We start from the raw sequence: 14,805 nt of genomic DNA on the forward strand, positions 1-14,805 counted from the left end.
AGGTCAGCCGCATGTCCACCCCTGCCACGCCAAAAGTCGGATTCGTTTCACTGGGTTGCCCCAAGGCCCTGGTGGACTCCGAACGCATCCTGACCCAGCTGCGCATGGAAGGTTACGAGGTCGTGCCGACCTATCAGGACGCCGACGTGGTGGTGGTCAACACCTGCGGCTTCATCGACAGCGCCAAGGCCGAGTCCCTGGACGTGATCGGCGAGGCCATCGCGGAGAACGGCAAGGTCATCGTCACCGGCTGCATGGGCGTGGAAGAAGGCGCGATCCGCGACGTCCACCCGTCCGTGCTGTCGGTAACCGGCCCGCAGCAGTACGAGCAGGTGCTCAACGCCGTGCACGAGGTGGTGCCGCCGAGCAAGGAGCACAACCCGCTGATCGACCTGGTACCGCCCCAGGGCGTCAAGCTGACCCCGCGCCACTACGCCTATCTGAAGATTTCCGAAGGCTGCAACCACAGCTGCAGCTTCTGCATCATCCCCTCGATGCGCGGCAAGCTGGTCAGTCGCCCGGTCGGCGAAGTGCTCAGCGAGGCCGAGCGCCTGGTCAAGGCCGGGGTCAAGGAACTGCTGGTGATCAGCCAGGACACCAGCGCCTACGGCGTCGACATGAAGTACAAGACCGACTTCTGGAACGGCCGGCCGGTGAAGACGCGCATGACCGAACTGTGCGAGGCGCTGTCCTCCATGGGCGTGTGGGTGCGCCTGCACTACGTCTACCCCTACCCCCACGTCGACGAGCTGATCCCGCTGATGGCCGCCGGCAAGCTGCTGCCCTACCTGGACATCCCCTTCCAGCACGCCAGCCCCAAGGTGCTCAAGGCCATGAAGCGCCCGGCCTTCGAGGACAAGACCCTGGCCCGCATCAAGGCCTGGCGCGAGATCTGCCCGGAGCTGACCATCCGCTCCACCTTCATCGTCGGCTTCCCCGGCGAGACCGAAGAGGACTTCCAGTACCTGCTCGACTGGCTGACCGAGGCCCAGCTCGACCGCGTCGGCTGCTTCCAGTACTCGCCGGTGGACGGCGCCCCGGCCAACCTGCTGGACAACCCGGTACCGGACGCCATCAAGCAGGAGCGCTGGGAGCGCTTCATGGCCCACCAGCAGGCCATCAGCGCCGCGCGCCTGCAGCTCAAGGTCGGCAAGGAAATGGAGGTGCTGATCGATGAGGTCGACGACCAGGGCGCCGTGGCGCGCTGCTACGCCGATGCCCCGGAAATCGACGGCAGCGTGTTCATCGCCAGCACCGAGGTCAGCCCCGGCGACAAGGTGCGGGTGCGCATCGTCGACGCCGACGAATACGACATGTGGGCCGAACTGATCTAGATCGCCCCAGCCCCTTCCCCGTCGCAGGAAGGGGCCCTCTCCCCGCCCCGCCTTCCCCGCTAGACTGACATCAAGCCCCTGCGACAGGCCAAGGCCATGGCCAGACTCAAGATCTACTACGACGGCGCCTGCCCGCGCTGCGTGGCCGACCGCCGCCGCTACGAGAAACTCAACCGGAACGACGCCGGCGTGGAATGGCTGGATATCACCGGTCGGGAAGAGCTGCTGCGCGCCCTCGGCATCGACCCCTACCGGGCCCTCACCGAGCTGCATGTGCAGGACGAGCGAGGCCACATCCATCGCGAACTGGACGCCTACATCCTGCTGATGCGGCGCACCGCGGTCCTGCGCCCGCTGGCCTGGCTGCTCGGCCTGCCCGGCCTCAGGCCGCTCCTCTCCTGGTGCTACCGCCATTGGGTGCTGCGCCGCCTGCGCCGCGAGGGGCGGCTATAGACGACCGGCTCGGCGCTCCTGCGGGCGCCCTCCCCCGGCACCGCATTTTCCGCCGCCTCCCCCGCACGCGAGCCCTGCGGGCTAGCCGGTCACGCCCTCGGCAATCGACCGCCATGCGGCATCGGCGAAGATATCCACATGCACAGTGGGAGCCCCCTTGACCCGCCCCGACAGCCAGGCGCGGCAGTAGTTTTCCGCCTGGCCGATCAGCAGCGAGGCATAGACCTCCCGGGGCAGCTTGCGGATCACCCCGGCCTCGACCCCCTTGCCCAACCACTCGAGCAAGGCGCCGTAACGGCGCTGGTTGCGCTCGAGCAGGTCGTCCTTGCGCGGCCCCGACGCCACCGCATGGCGTGCGTGAAAGATGAAGCGGGCCAATTCCGGCTGCTGCTCCACCCAGGCCAGGTATGTCCGGATCAACGCCTCGACCGCCTCACGCGGCGTGGAGGCCAGCTGTATGCGGGGCTGCACCAGGGCCAGCTGATCGTCCAGCGCGGCGAAGTAGAGGGCCGCGACAAGGCCCTCCTTATTGCCGAAATGATGATAGATCGAGCCGATGCTGCTTGCGGCGCGCTGCCGAATGTCCTCAATCTTGGTGGACTCGAGGCCCATTTCGTCGAAACACGCCAGCGCACACGCCATGATGTGCCGCTTGTTCGACCTGCGATCGCCGGGCTCGACGCGCTCCAGGGCCGCCAACGCGGCCGAGTAATCCTGACTTGACATAGTAATAGAAAATAACTCTAGAATAATATTCTTAATCTTGCATGGGGCACGGGTCGATGAGTACAGGCACATTGGCAATTTGGCAACAGTTCTCCGGCAAGCCGGGGGGGAAATGGGCCTTCTCCAGGCTCCTGTGCTTCAAGGCTCCGTACTTTGGGAGCATACGCCCTAGGTTCGTGGCGCTGAGGCCCGAGTACTGTGAAGTATCGATCCGCAAGCGCCGTGCCGTGCTGAACCACCTGGGTACCGTGCATGCCATCGCCATGTGCAACATGGCCGAGCTGGCCGGTGGAACCATGACCGAGGTGACGGTCCCCCGCACGCACCGCTGGATACCCAAGGGCATGACGGTCGAATACCTGAAGAAGGCCACATCCGACCTGACCGCGGTCGCCACACCCGAATCCCGACCGGACTGGTCGGCACCCGGCGACTACAGGGTGGGGGTCGAGGTCAAGGACCAGGGGGGTGAGGTTGTCTTTCGCGCAACGATCACGATGTGGGTGACCGCCAAATCGGCATAGCCATGCGGACCGCGCCTCGATGCCGCGCAGAGGCTGATCCGCAGGGTACGGTTCTGCCCCCGCCGCCAGGCGGGCCCTGTACGCTGCCGGTCGCCGCCGAAGCGCCGTCGATCACCCTCCACCGCCCAGCCGATGCCTCGCCGCGTGCCGGCCAGGGCCAGCGCCTGGTCGACCCGTGGTCGTCGCCTGTCGATTCGACCCGCGGCCATTCGACCAGGGCATGTACGCAGCGTCCGCAGCCGGCGTCGGCGCCTGTGCAGGTCAGGAGGAGAATCGAGATGGCCAAGTATCTGTTCGTCTATCACGGTGGCAGCAAACCCCAGGCCCCGGATGAGGTGGTTCGGGTCATGCGGGCCTGGGAAGACTGGTTCGGCGCCATGGGCAGCGCGGCGGTCGATCCCGGCAACCCGGTCGGTCTGTCGAGCACCGTCAACAGCGATGGCTCGGTGACCAGCAACGGCGGGAGCAACCCGGCCAGTGGCTATAGCCTTATCGAGGCGACATCCCTCGAAGCGGCTATCGGGCATGCGCGAAAATGCCCGATCCTGGCGGCCGGCGGCAGCATAGAGCTGGCGGAAATCATCGAAATGTGAGCCCCGCGAAGCGGCCCCCGAGCGTGCGCCTGGCAGTATCCGAGCGCTGCGCCGGGGCGAGCGGACCCGCGGCCGATGCCTGGGTCCGAAGGCTCAGGGGCGGCGGATCAACCCGGCGATCCCCGCGACCCTGGTGCTCACCCGCTCCTCGAGATGCTCGATGTCCTGGCGATGGCGCTGCTCCAGCTCGAGCTGCTGGGCACAGAGCTTCAGGGCCGTCAGCACCAGCAGCCTGTCGCCCATCAGCGATGGCGAAGCGGCCTTGGTCTCGGCCAGGAGGCTCTTGAGCAGCTGCGCCGAGTCCTTCAGGGCCTGCTGTTTGCCGACCGGCGCCTTGATACTGTAGTCATTGCCGAGAACGGAAATGACGCTGACCGCCTCCCCCTCCGGACTCATGCCTGGGCGGGGCTCGGACTGGCGTTGCCGGTGGCCAGCGCGACCAGGGCCTGAATGCGCGCCGCCGTGGCGCTGTGCAGCTCCTCTTGCTCCAGTGCGCTGAGCTGCAGGCCGTCATTCTCTTCCTGCAACTGGCTCAGCTCGCTGCGCAACTGTGCATTGGCCTCCTGCAGCGCCTTGTTCTCTTGAACGAGGTCGCCGACGAGCTGTTCCAACTGACTCAGGTTATTTTCCAACATATTGATTACTCGGGCTTTTTGGCGGGGCGCCACAATAATGAAATGCGCCGGGAGAAGCCAGAGCAGCCGCCCTCTGGCGCCCACCCGCCGCGCGTCGGCATGCCGCAACCGGTCCAGCGCACGCGGCATCTGGCGCGGACGGTCGCGGCGCGCCGGACCTCCGACTGCCCTGTCCAGGGCGAGTTCCCTCGATGTACGCCGAGCGAGGGCGAATCCCGAACCGCCGGCCCGGCGCGCGCCTTGAGGCCAGGGCGCACCAAAATGGCGTTCCCGCACCATGGTGCAGCATGCCTGCGCCCGGCGCGGCGCCCGCAAACCGCGCCGGCAGCCGGCTCAGCGCCTCTCGGCCAGCGCGGCCTGGAACTTGCTTTGGCCCGGTGCCCAGGCGCATCGCCCTCCCCGGCGCCAGCGACGGCCGCGTGAAGGACCGCCCCGGGCCCCACACCCTTGCCCTGACGGCGCCTGCCCAGAGCACCCGCCGCAAACTGGAGTAGCCCTGTGATTTCTGCCTCTATCGCCCGCTGCATGAGCAAAGACTTCGCCGTGATCCATCCGGACATGCCGGTGGTGGCCGCGTCCGCCCGACTGATGAGGAACGCCATGCTCGGCGGCCCGGTGGTCGACGGCGAAGGCCTGCTGCTGGGCTGGATCTCCGAACAGGAATGCCTGCAGGTCAGCCTCCAGGTGGTCTACCACAACCAGCGCGTGGCCACCGTGCGCGACATCATGCGCACCGATGTGCTGTGCGTGCGGCTCGATGACGATCCGCTGGAACTGGCCCAGCAGATGCTGGGGGAGAAACCCAAGAGCTACCCGGTGATCGACGACAGGCGCAAGGTGCTCGGCGTCGTCACCCGTCGCCATGTCCTCAACCTGCTGATCGATCAGCTGGCCAGTTTCGGCAAGAGCCGCTGAACGGCGCGGCGACCAGCGCCGACCGCGAGCTCAGCCAAGGGCCTGCAACCGGGCGAACAGCCGCTCGGTATCGGCGCGTCGGCACAGCGCGCCGCCCTCGCCGCTGATCGCCGCACTGCCGGCCGCCACGCCGTAGCGCAGCGCCTCGCGCCAGTGCGCACCGGCCGCCAGCTTCAGGGTTACCCCGGCCACCAGGCTGTCGCCGGCGCCCAGCGTGCTGCGGCGCCGGACGCTGGGGGCGGCCAGGCGCTCGTTCAGCTCCCGGCCGACCAACAGCGCGCCCTGGGCGCCGAGCGACACCAGCACATAGTCGCAACCCCCGCCGTCCACCAGTTCATGGGCGAAGCCGGCGAGCCGCTCCGGACCGAGGAGCGCCTCGCCGGCCAGGCTGCTCAGCTCGTTGAGGTTGGGCTTGATCATGAACAGCCCGCCTGCCGCCAGGGCCAGGCGCAACGCCTCGCCGGAGCTGTCGAGGATGCAGCGCACCCCGCGCCCGGCGGCGCCCCGCAGCAGGCGCGGCAGGAAGTCGGCCGCCAGCCCCGCCGGCTGGCTGCCGCTGATCACCAGGTACTCCGGCCCGGGCAAGGCCGCCACGGCCTCGAGCAACTGCGTCTGCTCGGCCGCGCTGAGGCGCGCGCCGGGCAGCACGAAGCGGTACTGCTGGGCCCCGGCCTGCTCCAGCACGTTGAGGCATTCGCGGGTCCGTTCGGCGATGGCCAGGGGCCGGTTGGCCACCCCCTCGGCGTCGAGCAGCTCCACCAGTTGCTGGCCGCTGGCGCCGCCGGCGGGAAACAGCGCCAGGGCGCGACCGCCGAGCGCGTGGATGGCCCGGGCGACGTTGATACCGCCGCCGCCCGGCGTGTAGATCGGCGGCGTGCAGCGCAACTTGGCGTCCGCGCAGAGGCGCGGCACCTGGGTGGCGATGTCCAGCGCGGGGCTCAGGGTCAGGGTCACGATCGAGGCCCGGTCGCCGGCCTGGCGCGTGGTCCGAGGAAGAGGAGTGGCCATAACCCAAGTTTAGGTGACCATCCCCGGCGGGTGCCGAGCACCCGCCACGACGCGGCGCGCCGGTCAGGGCGCGAGGGCGCGGATATCGAAGCCGCTCTTGGCCTCGCTGACGATGCGGAAGTGCTGGCGCTGCCCCGGCGTCACCGGCACCGCCAGCTCCCGGCGCAGGCGACCCATGCCGCACAGCGTGTCGTCCTGCTCGTCGATGCCGATGCCCAGCACCCGGGTGCCCGCCGGCACCTGGAAGCGCGCCTGCTCGCCGATGCCGATGCGTGCCGCCACCTTGCGGTCGACCAGCACCGCCACGTAGCAGCCGCCGCCGAGCATGCCCAGGTCGCGCTCGACCACCAGCTCACCACTGCCGGCGACGGCCTGCTGATAGGCCAGCAGACGCTCGCCGGGAACCTGACGGACATTCTCCGGGTCGACCGGGACGGATGAGCAACCGGCCAAGGCCAGCAACGGCAGTACTGCGTAGATCAATCGCATGGAGCCCTCCATGGGCACGAGTAGTACCGCCTGAGTATTGGCAGGGTGGCGCCAACGCACAAGCCGGGATGCAGGCTAGCGCCCGCGAAAACTCTGCCGGTAGCCGCTCGGCGACACGCCGAACGCCCGACCGAAGTGCTGGCGCAGCGACACGGGCGAGCCGAAACCCGCCAGGCCGGCGATGGCCTCGATCGACTGCTCGCTGCCCTCCAGCAGGCGCTGACTCAGGGCCAGGCGCTCGGCCAACAGCCAGTCGCCCAGGGTACAGCCGGTGAGCTGGCGAAAATGCCGGGTGAAGCTGCGCCGACTCGACCATGTCCGCTGCGCCAGGCTGTCCAGGCTATGCGGCTGGTGCAGATGGGCGCGCAGCCAGTCGAGCAGCCCCACCAGGCGATCGTCTCGCTGGCTGGCCGGCAGCGGTTGCTCGATGAACTGGGCCTGGCCGCCCTGGCGATGCGGCGGCACCACCAGGCGCCGCGCCACCCCGCTGGCCACCTCGGCGCCGTGCTGGCGACGCAACAAATGCAGGCAACAGTCGATGGCCGCGGCGGTGCCGGCCGAGGTCAACAGTTGACCGTCCTCCAGGTACAGCACCTCGGCGTTCAGGCGCACCCGCGGGAAGCGCGCGGCGAAATCCTCGGCCCAGGCCCAGTGGGTCGTGGCGGCGCGCCCGTCGAGCAGGCCGGCCTCGGCCAGCACATAGGCTCCCAGGCACAGGCCGACCAGATGCGCGCCGCGCTCATGGGCCCGCACCAGTGCATCCAGCAACTGCTGCGGCGGCCGCTCGGCCGGGTCGTGCCAGCTCGGCACTATCACCGTCTGCGCCCACTCCAGCGCTTCCAGGCCATGGGCCACCTGCAGGTCGAAACCGGCCGTGGTGCTCAGCATGCCCGCCTGCGCCGCGCACACCCGCAACTCATATGGATTCTTGCCCGGGCCTAAATCGCCGAACACCAGGCAGGGCACGGAGAGGTGAAAAGGCGTTATGCGGTCGAAGGCGACCACGGCAATACGATGGGCAGGCATGGCGTTGCTCCGGAGCAGGCGACTTGGCCCGATCTTAACGCAAGCTGGCATTCGGGCCACTCACGGATAACCACGGGGCAGGCGAACAATCAGCCCCCCACTCCTTAGAGGAACCCGCCATGCACCAGCAACCGCAACGCGCCCTGATCGTCATCGACGTGCAGAACGAATACGTCAGCGGCAACCTGCCTATCGAATATCCGCCCATCGAGCACTCCATGGCCAATATCGCCACCGCCATGGACGCCGCCACCGCCGCCGGCATCCCGGTGATCGTCATTCAGCACCTGTTGCCCGAAGGCGCGCCGATCTTCGCCAGCGGCAGCCACAACGCCGAGCTGCATCCACTGGTGGCGAACCGTCCGCGCGACCACTTCATCCAGAAGCGGATGGCCAGCGCCTTCGCCGGCACCGACCTGGCCGCCTACCTGCGCCAGCACCAGATCGACACCCTCAGCGTGGTCGGCTACATGACCCACAACTGCGCCGACTCCACCGTGCGCCAGGCCCACCAGGAGGGCTGGAAGGTCGAGCTGCTGCACGACGCCGCAGGCTCGCCCGCCTACAGCAACGCCATGGGCAGCGCCACGGCCGAGGAGATCCACCGGGTGTTCTGCGTGGTCATGCACACCGGCTTCGCCGCGGTACTGAGCACCGGCGACTGGCTGACGGCCCTGGAAACCGGCGAAATACCGCAGGCCGACAACATCTACCTGTCCAACCAGCGGGCCCTGCGCGCCCGCTGAGCAGCGCCGCTCAGGCGCCGATGCGCTTGACCAACCGCGCCTGCAGCGCCTCCAGCTCGGCCGGATCGGCCTTGTTCGCCGCATGGATGCCCAGGCCCTGGCCGGCATACCGCGGGATGATGTGCATGTGCAGGTGGAACACCGTCTGCCCCGCCGGCGCGCCGTTGAACTGCGCCACCTGCACCCCGGCCGGCTGAAGCTCGTCGACCAGCGCCCGGGCCAGGCGCTGGGTCGCGGCCATCAGCGTGCCCAGGCTGTCCGCGTCGATCTCCAGCAGGTTGCGCGCCGCCACCCGCTTGGGGATCACCAGGGTATGGCCCAGGGACTGCGGGAACAGGTCGAGGAAGGCGAGCACCTCGTCGTCCTCGTACAGCTTGAAACAGGGGGCCTCGCCGCGAATAATCTGGGCGAAGATGTTCTGCGGGTCGTAGTCGCCATGCAGGCTCATCGGGTGTTCCTTTACCGAGGGGTCGAAACGCGCACCATAGCCGCTGCCCCCGCCGCGGAAAAGCCCCCTGTACTCGAGCATGGCTCGGGGCCGGCGGATGCACCGACCGGCGCCTGCGAGTATCTTCTGCGCTCCGCCTTCATCCAGGACCAGAGCACGCCATGCGCACCCCGCTTATCCAGGCCGCACTCCTTTGCCTCACGGTGCTGTGCTCGTCCGCCCTTCAGGCCAGGGTCGAGGTCGAAGCCGCCTACGACAAGCGCCTCGGCACGGTGCTGGCCGCGCGGATTTCCGAGGACATCGCCCCCGGCGACTACGAAGCCCTGCTCAAGGGCCTGCGGGCCAACCCCGGGCGCTACGAGCGCCGGATAGTATTGCTGGACAGCATCGGCGGCAGCGCCCCGGAAGCCATGCGCATGGGCCGCCTGCTGCGCGAGACCCGCTTCGACGTGCTGGTGCCCCGCCGCGGCGTCTGCCAGGGCAGCTGCATCTACCTGCTGGCCGCCGGCCACAAGAAGACCGTGCGCGGCCATGTCGGCCTGCACCGCCCGCCCTTTGCCGGCGGCGACTCGGCCCAGGCCCAGGCCGTCCACCGGGGCGAGCATTACAGTCCGAGCGCCTACTTCCGCGAGATGAACATCCCCGGCCGCCTGGCCGAGGAGATGCAGCGCATCGCACCGCACAACATGCGCCTGCTCGACCCGGAGCAGCTGGCCCGCTATCGGCTGAACTGAAGCATTGCCCGCAGCGCGCGCCGCGCTCGACATGGATAGAGTCGCGCCCGGCGCTGTCGTATCCCAGGCAGGCTGGTGGTGTCTTCTGAGGTGGAGGTGTTGGGATGGACTTGAAAGAACGGCTGGGGCTCTGGCTGCTGTGCGCAGCGCTCGGCGGCGCGATGAGCCCGGCGCAGGCCGATCATCGGCACGCGGAGGAGGAGTGGCAGGAGGAGTTCTGGGATGGTCCCTGCCGGGTCAAGCGCGAGTTCGACGACGGCGACTTCAAGGAAGAGATCAAGTGCCCCCACGGCCACGGCGCCTTCTGGCGCCCCGGCAAGTGGAAGGACGAATACTGGGAGCGCGGTTGCCGGGTCAAGGTCGAAGCCAAGCACGACGAGTTCAAGAAAGAGGTCGAGTGCGACTATGACGACGATTGAGCCCGGCCGGAGTCGGCGACGGCCGCCTCATGCCAGCCGCGCCGCCTACCTGCCAAGCGGCGCCGACCCGATCCCGGCCCCGCGCCCCTGCCCCCAGGTCACGCGCTGACCCGTTCGCCCGCCACCGGCACTCGCACCCTGCGCAGCGACCAGCCCAGGGTCATGCCGGCCGCGGCCAGCAGGATGGCGCCGGTGCCCAGCAGCTGCAGCGGCTGCAGCTGATGACCGAAGGCCAGGAAGTCCACCAGTATCGCCACCACCGGGTAGATGAACGACAGCGCTCCGGTCAGGTGGGTCGGCAGTTTCTGGATCGCGCCGTACAGCAGGATGTACATCAGCCCGGTGTGCACCACACCGAGGGTCACCAGCGCGCCCCAGCTGGACGCGCTGGTCGGCAGTTGCGCCAGGTTGGCGAAGGGCACCAGCATCAGGGTGCCGACGCAGACCTGGATCAGCGCGATCAGGTGCGGCGGCGTGCCCTTGAGTTTCTTCGCCACCAGGGCGGCCAGGGCGTAGAAGAAGGCCGCGCCCAGGGCCAGGAGGATACCGCCCAGGTAGTCGCTGCCGATATAGCCGGCGTTCGGCTTGGCCTGCACGATCAGCAGCATGCCGGCGAAGGCCAGGCCCAGCCACATCAGCTTGGTCGCGGTCAGGCGCTCGCCGAGGAACAGCGCGCCGAGCCCCACCAGGATGAACGGCTGGGTGTTGTACACCGCCGTGGCGATGGAGATGGAGGCCCGCGGGTAGGCGGCGAACAGCAGCAGCCAGTTGAGCACGATGGCCACCCCGCCCAGCGCGGCGAAGGCCAGCAGGCGCGGCGTCAGGTGGCCCCGCAGCAGCCCCAGGGCGGCGCACACCGCCAGCAGCACCGGCGCGCCGATGGCGCAGCGCCAGAACACCACATCCATCGCCGGCTGCCCGGAATAGAGGACGAACCAGCCTATGGTTCCGGAAATCATCATCGCCGCGGTCATTTCGACCGAGCCACGCGCCTTGCTGTTCATGGAGCACCTCCGTCAGTTGTCAGAGGCTAAGATATTATGCACAGCATCCATTTCACATGACGTAAATTAGGCCATATACAACAAAAACCTAATTATAAAAGGCAAATCCTCAACATAACGGAGAAACGGATAATGCTGGACTCTCTCGACCAGAAAATTCTCGACGCCTTGCTGCAGGACTCGCGCATCTCCCTCAAGGCGCTGGCCGGCCAGGTCGGCCTGTCGTCCCCCGCCACCTCGGAGCGCGTGCGGCGCCTCGAGGAGCGCGGGGTGATCCGCGGCTTCACCATCGAGATCGACCCGCGGGCCCTGGGCTACCAGCTGCAGGCGATCGTGCGCATCAAGCCGCTGCCGGGCATGCTCCACCCGGTGCAGAAGCTGATCGAAGACACCGCCGAGTTCTGCGAGTGCGACAAGGTCACCGGCGATGACTGCTTCATCGCGCGCCTCTACCTGCGCTCCATCGACCAGCTCGACCATATTCTCGACCGCATCGCCGACAAGGCGCAGACCAGCACGTCGATCGTCAAATCGCAGCCGATCAAGCGCCGCCCGCCGGGCATTGGCCGGCGCGGGGTAGGCGGCAAGGCGGCCGAGGGGGCGAACTAGGCGAAGCACTCAAGGGCCAATGACCGGCTCGACTTCCTTGCCCAGTGTCGGCCGAGGCGGAAGAATCCCGAAGCCCCCGAAAGGGCTCCTCACCACGCTATGACAGGTCGGCGACCTCCCGCTCGATCATGCGCTTGATGTGCTCCTCGCTGTCGACCATGGTTTCACTGTCCTCGCGCAGCGACTTGACCAGCCCCGCTATCATGGCCAGCAGCACAAAGGTGAAGGGCAGAGCGCCGGCGATCGACGCCGCCTGCAGCGACTTCATGGCCTGGTCTCCGCCGACGAGCAGCAGGATCAGCGTCACTCCACCCAGTACCGAACCCCATATGATGCGCTGCTGCACCGGCGGGCGACGGCCGAACGCCAGCAGTCGGCCCAGCACCAGGGTGCCGGAATCGGCAGAGGTGACGAAGAAAATAACCACCACGCCCAGTGCCGCGGCCTTGGCGATTGTTGCGGTGATACCCGGCGTCAGCACATCGAAGATGTTGTAGAAGGCGCCGGCATAGTCCCAGTTGTTGACGGCGGCATCGTAGATGCTCATGTCGGTGCCGTAGATGGCTTCGTTGATGCCCGCGGAACCGAGCACGCCGAACCAGACCAGGGCCACTACCGACGGGATGAACATCACGCCGAGCATGAACTCGCGGATGGTGCGGCCGCGGGAGATGCGCGCGATGAACATGCCGACGAAGCCAGCCCAGGCGATCCACCAGCCCCAGTAGAAGATGGTCCAGCCGCCCTGCCAGGTACGCTCTTCGGGGCTGCGTGCGGTCCAGAGCGTCATCGAGACGGCGTCGGAGAGGTAATCCCCCATGGCGGTGACCGAGCTGGCGATCAGGTAGTTGGTGTCGCTGGCCAGCATGAAGTAGGACAGTATCGCGATACAGATCCAGGAATTCAGCGTCGACAGCTGCTTGATGCCCTTGGCGACGCCGCTGGTCGCCGAGAGCGTCGCGACGACGGTGATCAGGACGATCGACAGTACGGTGACGGTCTGGGACCTTTCCTCCAGCAGGCCGAGCGAGATCAGGCCGGCGCCGATCTGCTCGACGCCGAGTCCGAGCGTCGTGGAGATGCCGAAGATGGTGCCGAATACGGTCAGGATGTCGACGGTATGTCCGATCGGACCATAGATCCTGTCGCCGATCAGCGGATAGAGCGCCGAGCGCATCGACAGCGGCAGGCCCTTGCGGAAGGCGAAGTACGCCAGCGATACGCCGACGATGCCGTACATGGCCCAAGCGATGGTGCCCCAGTGGAAAATGGTCAGCTTGATGCCGCCGGCCGCGGCTTCGGCGACCAGGTCGCTGGGAACCGGAAACCCTTCGTCGCCGGGCAACAGTCCCTGCTCCAGTGCGATCCTTTTGGCGTCGAAGAAGGCCGCAACCGCTGACTTCACCTCATGGCTGAGGAAGGGGTTGCCGCCGCTCCAGTCGCTGGCGAAGTGGATCATCGGCTCGGACACGCCAAAGAACAGCAAGGCGGCGCCGGTGCCGCAGCCGAAAAGCATCGAGAACCAGGCGAAATTGCTGAATTCTGGCCTGTCGTCATCGCGCCCGAGGCGTATTTTGCCGACGCGCGAGCAGGTGATGTACATGCAAACCACGAAGGCCAGAAACATCATCAGCACGTAGTACCAGCCCAAGGTGCTTTCGATCCAGGTCTTCAGTCCAAGAAACTGTTCGCTGGCCGTCTTGCCGAGCAAGATCGCATACAGCATGAAAAACACAATCATGGTGATGGCGGTTATACCAAGGGTCGGATTCAACCCTTTTAATATGCCTCTCTGCTCGATAAGAGCATCTAGACGTTCATTGGAGAGCATGGGCTTTCCTCGCAAGAGTGTGTTGGATGAGTCCTTGTTATTGTGTTTTTCATGACCTAATAGTGGCTGGAAAGAAAGTCCCAGTTATCCTCCGTGGGGCTGTAGGTTCATGTTCCTCAGTCTGGCAACGGACATATCCCTCCATCTGACCTGACGTCCGATATTGCGCATTGAATAGCGGACGCTTGCTGAGTTGCGGCGATGCTTTGGCTTTGGGCAGGTTTTTTGATAGTGCAATCGCGTCCGTGCCGGCTAGCGCTGGCGGCAGACGCTCTTATTTTTATTTATGTCTACGAATGGCTAAGCACTTGATGATGCCCAGCGCCGATAGGGCTGTAAACCGCTTACAGGCTAATGACTGGCATTAGTAAAACTTATGCCACGACTGATGACGAGAATGTCGTCGAGTGAAATGCAGTGTGTTGGGCTGATCGTTATCACGGCCAACGCAAGGCTAAAAGAGAACCCAGTTAGTAAGTTTCTGTTTTACTTTTGCGCAGTTTAAGCTCCTCGACGGGCAGTTTCGCTGATACTGCGGGAAAGCATTACGTGGCTTTCCAGAGGACAACCATCCACCCGGCGCGAACTTGAGGACCACGTCGAGTGGACAACATTGCCTTGCTCACCTACTTCTGCGCTCGGCCGTGCGGAGTCGATTTTGTTCTTTCGGCCGGCTGCCGACGATCCAGACTAACTAGATCAGGGTGAGCCCCACCAAGAGCCCCCTCGACAGGCCTGCTGAGCCGCGCGATGGCCGCGCATCAGCGAGCGCCAGCGGCTCACTGGCAGCCTTTGACCGCCTCCAGCCAGGCCGGGTCGAGGCGCTGTTGCTGCGGGTCCAGGCCGCGCTGCGCCATGGCCTCGCGGTGCGCGTCGATCTCGCGCACCAGTTGCCCGAGTTCGCTGCTGTTGCCGTCCAGCTGGTGCATCTGGGTCAGGCCCAGGTGATAGAAACGCAGCAGCTTCATGGCGCTCTCGTCGCCGGCCGCCACCCCGGCCTTGACCCGGTGCATCTGGTTGGTCACGCGCATCAGGCTGCGCTTGAGCCGCCAGCCGTACACCGCCGCCGCCATGAACGGGCGCGACCATAGCTGCAGGCGCACGAAGGCGACGGTCAGGGCCAGGCCGGCGAGCACGCCGATCAGGTTCCACTTGAAGTTGTCGCCGCCGGGGGTGCCGAACAGCTGGCTGCTGGCCGTGGCGCAGAGCATCGCCAGCAGCAGGAACAGGGCCACGATCAGCAGGGTGCTGCGGCGGGTCTGCTGGCGGTAGTGCTCGGGGTTCATGGGCTGGATTTCGAACATCTAGTAC

The 14,805-nt window shown here is 66.6% G+C and carries 19 protein-coding genes; 9 read left to right on the forward strand and 10 right to left on the reverse strand.

Features of this window, described 5'->3' with window-relative positions; all coding sequences use genetic code 11:
- Positions 1–11 precede the first annotated feature (11 nt).
- Positions 12–1,334: a 30S ribosomal protein S12 methylthiotransferase RimO gene (rimO, locus tag I0D00_RS15655; RefSeq protein ID WP_213640758.1), complete on the forward strand. Its 1,323-nt coding sequence runs from the start codon at positions 12–14 to the stop codon at positions 1,332–1,334.
- A gap of 96 nt (positions 1,335–1,430) precedes the next feature.
- Positions 1,431–1,787, forward strand: a complete 357-nt coding sequence (locus I0D00_RS15660) for a DCC1-like thiol-disulfide oxidoreductase family protein (protein ID WP_213640759.1) — start codon at positions 1,431–1,433, stop codon at positions 1,785–1,787.
- 81 nt (positions 1,788–1,868) lie between these two features.
- On the opposite strand, the gene I0D00_RS15665 is transcribed toward I0D00_RS15660, so the two are convergent.
- Entirely contained in the window at positions 1,869–2,486 is a 618-nt protein-coding gene (locus tag I0D00_RS15665; protein ID WP_246533294.1) for a TetR/AcrR family transcriptional regulator, read from the reverse strand.
- 83 nt (positions 2,487–2,569) lie between these two features.
- On the opposite strand from I0D00_RS15665, the gene I0D00_RS15670 reads away from it, so the two are divergent.
- Both I0D00_RS15670 and I0D00_RS15675 read left to right on the forward strand, forming a co-directional pair.
- The gene (locus I0D00_RS15670; RefSeq protein ID WP_213640761.1) at positions 2,570–3,037 is read left to right on the forward strand and encodes a hotdog fold domain-containing protein; all 468 of its coding nucleotides are present in this window, start codon (positions 2,570–2,572) and stop codon (positions 3,035–3,037) included.
- Positions 3,038–3,315: 278 nt separating this feature from the next.
- Complete coding sequence (locus tag I0D00_RS15675; RefSeq protein ID WP_213640762.1) at positions 3,316–3,630, forward strand: YciI family protein; 315 nt, start codon at positions 3,316–3,318, stop codon at positions 3,628–3,630.
- Between the two features lie 93 nt (positions 3,631–3,723).
- Here the strand turns inward: I0D00_RS15675 and I0D00_RS15680 are convergent, their stop codons facing one another.
- Both I0D00_RS15680 and I0D00_RS15685 read right to left on the reverse strand, forming a co-directional pair.
- Positions 3,724–4,026 carry a cell division protein ZapA gene (locus I0D00_RS15680; RefSeq protein ID WP_213640763.1) on the reverse strand — a complete coding sequence of 101 codons (303 nt, stop codon included), beginning with the start codon at positions 4,024–4,026 and terminating at the stop codon, positions 3,724–3,726.
- Positions 4,023–4,265, reverse strand: coding sequence for a hypothetical protein (locus tag I0D00_RS15685; protein WP_213641800.1), 243 nt, complete (start codon positions 4,263–4,265; stop codon positions 4,023–4,025). Before I0D00_RS15685 ends, I0D00_RS15680 begins: the two co-directional genes overlap by 4 nt.
- A 498-nt stretch (positions 4,266–4,763) precedes the next feature.
- On the opposite strand from I0D00_RS15685, the gene I0D00_RS15690 reads away from it, so the two are divergent.
- Entirely contained in the window at positions 4,764–5,180 is a 417-nt protein-coding gene (locus I0D00_RS15690) for a CBS domain-containing protein (protein ID WP_213640764.1), read from the forward strand.
- Positions 5,181–5,210: 30 nt separating this feature from the next.
- Here I0D00_RS15690 and I0D00_RS15695 read toward each other — a convergent pair whose 3' ends face one another.
- The 3 genes from I0D00_RS15695 to I0D00_RS15705 form a co-directional block, all read right to left on the reverse strand.
- Entirely contained in the window at positions 5,211–6,134 is a 924-nt protein-coding gene (locus I0D00_RS15695; RefSeq protein ID WP_338050434.1) for a 1-phosphofructokinase family hexose kinase, read from the reverse strand.
- Positions 6,135–6,251: 117 nt separating this feature from the next.
- Positions 6,252–6,677 carry a 3-isopropylmalate dehydratase gene (locus I0D00_RS15700; RefSeq protein WP_213640766.1) on the reverse strand — a complete coding sequence of 142 codons (426 nt, stop codon included), beginning with the start codon at positions 6,675–6,677 and terminating at the stop codon, positions 6,252–6,254.
- A gap of 75 nt (positions 6,678–6,752) precedes the next feature.
- Complete coding sequence (locus tag I0D00_RS15705; protein WP_213640767.1) at positions 6,753–7,703, reverse strand: GlxA family transcriptional regulator; 951 nt, start codon at positions 7,701–7,703, stop codon at positions 6,753–6,755.
- 119 nt (positions 7,704–7,822) lie between these two features.
- On the opposite strand from I0D00_RS15705, the gene I0D00_RS15710 reads away from it, so the two are divergent.
- Positions 7,823–8,449: a cysteine hydrolase family protein gene (locus I0D00_RS15710; protein WP_213640768.1), complete on the forward strand. Its 627-nt coding sequence runs from the start codon at positions 7,823–7,825 to the stop codon at positions 8,447–8,449.
- Between the two features lie 10 nt (positions 8,450–8,459).
- Here the strand turns inward: I0D00_RS15710 and I0D00_RS15715 are convergent, their stop codons facing one another.
- Positions 8,460–8,897: an HIT family protein gene (locus I0D00_RS15715; protein ID WP_213640769.1), complete on the reverse strand. Its 438-nt coding sequence runs from the start codon at positions 8,895–8,897 to the stop codon at positions 8,460–8,462.
- A 161-nt stretch (positions 8,898–9,058) separates the two neighbouring features.
- On the opposite strand from I0D00_RS15715, the gene I0D00_RS15720 reads away from it, so the two are divergent.
- A complete protein-coding gene (locus tag I0D00_RS15720; protein ID WP_213640770.1) occupies positions 9,059–9,631 on the forward strand; it encodes a COG3904 family protein in 573 nt (190 codons plus the stop codon).
- A 104-nt stretch (positions 9,632–9,735) separates the two neighbouring features.
- Positions 9,736–10,050: a hypothetical protein gene (locus I0D00_RS15725; protein WP_213640771.1), complete on the forward strand. Its 315-nt coding sequence runs from the start codon at positions 9,736–9,738 to the stop codon at positions 10,048–10,050.
- Between the two features lie 98 nt (positions 10,051–10,148).
- Here the strand turns inward: I0D00_RS15725 and I0D00_RS15730 are convergent, their stop codons facing one another.
- Positions 10,149–11,054, reverse strand: coding sequence for a DMT family transporter (locus tag I0D00_RS15730; RefSeq protein ID WP_213640772.1), 906 nt, complete (start codon positions 11,052–11,054; stop codon positions 10,149–10,151).
- A gap of 132 nt (positions 11,055–11,186) precedes the next feature.
- Here I0D00_RS15730 and I0D00_RS15735 point away from each other — a divergent pair, with 132 nt between their 5' ends.
- Positions 11,187–11,663: an Lrp/AsnC family transcriptional regulator gene (locus I0D00_RS15735; RefSeq protein ID WP_213640773.1), complete on the forward strand. Its 477-nt coding sequence runs from the start codon at positions 11,187–11,189 to the stop codon at positions 11,661–11,663.
- Between the two features lie 97 nt (positions 11,664–11,760).
- Here I0D00_RS15735 and I0D00_RS15740 read toward each other — a convergent pair whose 3' ends face one another.
- Complete coding sequence (locus tag I0D00_RS15740; RefSeq protein WP_213640775.1) at positions 11,761–13,494, reverse strand: BCCT family transporter; 1,734 nt, start codon at positions 13,492–13,494, stop codon at positions 11,761–11,763.
- Between the two features lie 779 nt (positions 13,495–14,273).
- On the reverse strand, positions 14,274–14,798 hold the full coding sequence (locus I0D00_RS15745; RefSeq protein ID WP_213640776.1) for a DUF3087 domain-containing protein: 525 nt from the start codon (positions 14,796–14,798) through the stop codon (positions 14,274–14,276).
- Positions 14,799–14,805 lie beyond the last annotated feature (7 nt).

The organism is Pseudomonas lalucatii (assembly GCF_018398425.1).
Lineage (GTDB): Bacteria > Pseudomonadota > Gammaproteobacteria > Pseudomonadales > Pseudomonadaceae > Aquipseudomonas > Aquipseudomonas lalucatii.

Excerpts from the sequence above, each read along its gene's own strand:
- I0D00_RS15685 (WP_213641800.1), bottom strand. The coding sequence starts at position 4,265 with ATGTTGGAAAATAACCTGAGTCAGTTGGAACAGCTCGTCGGCGACCTC.
- I0D00_RS15700 (WP_213640766.1), bottom strand. The coding sequence starts at position 6,677 with ATGCGATTGATCTACGCAGTACTGCCGTTGCTGGCCTTGGCCGGTTGC.
- I0D00_RS15725 (WP_213640771.1), top strand. The coding sequence starts at position 9,736 with ATGGACTTGAAAGAACGGCTGGGGCTCTGGCTGCTGTGCGCAGCGCTC.
- rimO (WP_213640758.1), top strand. The coding sequence starts at position 12 with ATGTCCACCCCTGCCACGCCAAAAGTCGGATTCGTTTCACTGGGTTGC.
- I0D00_RS15675 (WP_213640762.1), top strand. The coding sequence starts at position 3,316 with ATGGCCAAGTATCTGTTCGTCTATCACGGTGGCAGCAAACCCCAGGCC.
- I0D00_RS15710 (WP_213640768.1), top strand. The coding sequence starts at position 7,823 with ATGCACCAGCAACCGCAACGCGCCCTGATCGTCATCGACGTGCAGAAC.
- I0D00_RS15680 (WP_213640763.1), bottom strand. The coding sequence starts at position 4,026 with ATGAGTCCGGAGGGGGAGGCGGTCAGCGTCATTTCCGTTCTCGGCAAT.
- I0D00_RS15735 (WP_213640773.1), top strand. The coding sequence starts at position 11,187 with ATGCTGGACTCTCTCGACCAGAAAATTCTCGACGCCTTGCTGCAGGAC.
- I0D00_RS15720 (WP_213640770.1), top strand. The coding sequence starts at position 9,059 with ATGCGCACCCCGCTTATCCAGGCCGCACTCCTTTGCCTCACGGTGCTG.
- I0D00_RS15705 (WP_213640767.1), bottom strand. The coding sequence starts at position 7,703 with ATGCCTGCCCATCGTATTGCCGTGGTCGCCTTCGACCGCATAACGCCT.
- I0D00_RS15670 (WP_213640761.1), top strand. The coding sequence starts at position 2,570 with ATGAGTACAGGCACATTGGCAATTTGGCAACAGTTCTCCGGCAAGCCG.
- I0D00_RS15715 (WP_213640769.1), bottom strand. The coding sequence starts at position 8,897 with ATGAGCCTGCATGGCGACTACGACCCGCAGAACATCTTCGCCCAGATT.
- I0D00_RS15745 (WP_213640776.1), bottom strand. The coding sequence starts at position 14,798 with ATGTTCGAAATCCAGCCCATGAACCCCGAGCACTACCGCCAGCAGACC.
- I0D00_RS15730 (WP_213640772.1), bottom strand. The coding sequence starts at position 11,054 with ATGAACAGCAAGGCGCGTGGCTCGGTCGAAATGACCGCGGCGATGATG.
- I0D00_RS15740 (WP_213640775.1), bottom strand. The coding sequence starts at position 13,494 with ATGCTCTCCAATGAACGTCTAGATGCTCTTATCGAGCAGAGAGGCATA.
- I0D00_RS15660 (WP_213640759.1), top strand. The coding sequence starts at position 1,431 with ATGGCCAGACTCAAGATCTACTACGACGGCGCCTGCCCGCGCTGCGTG.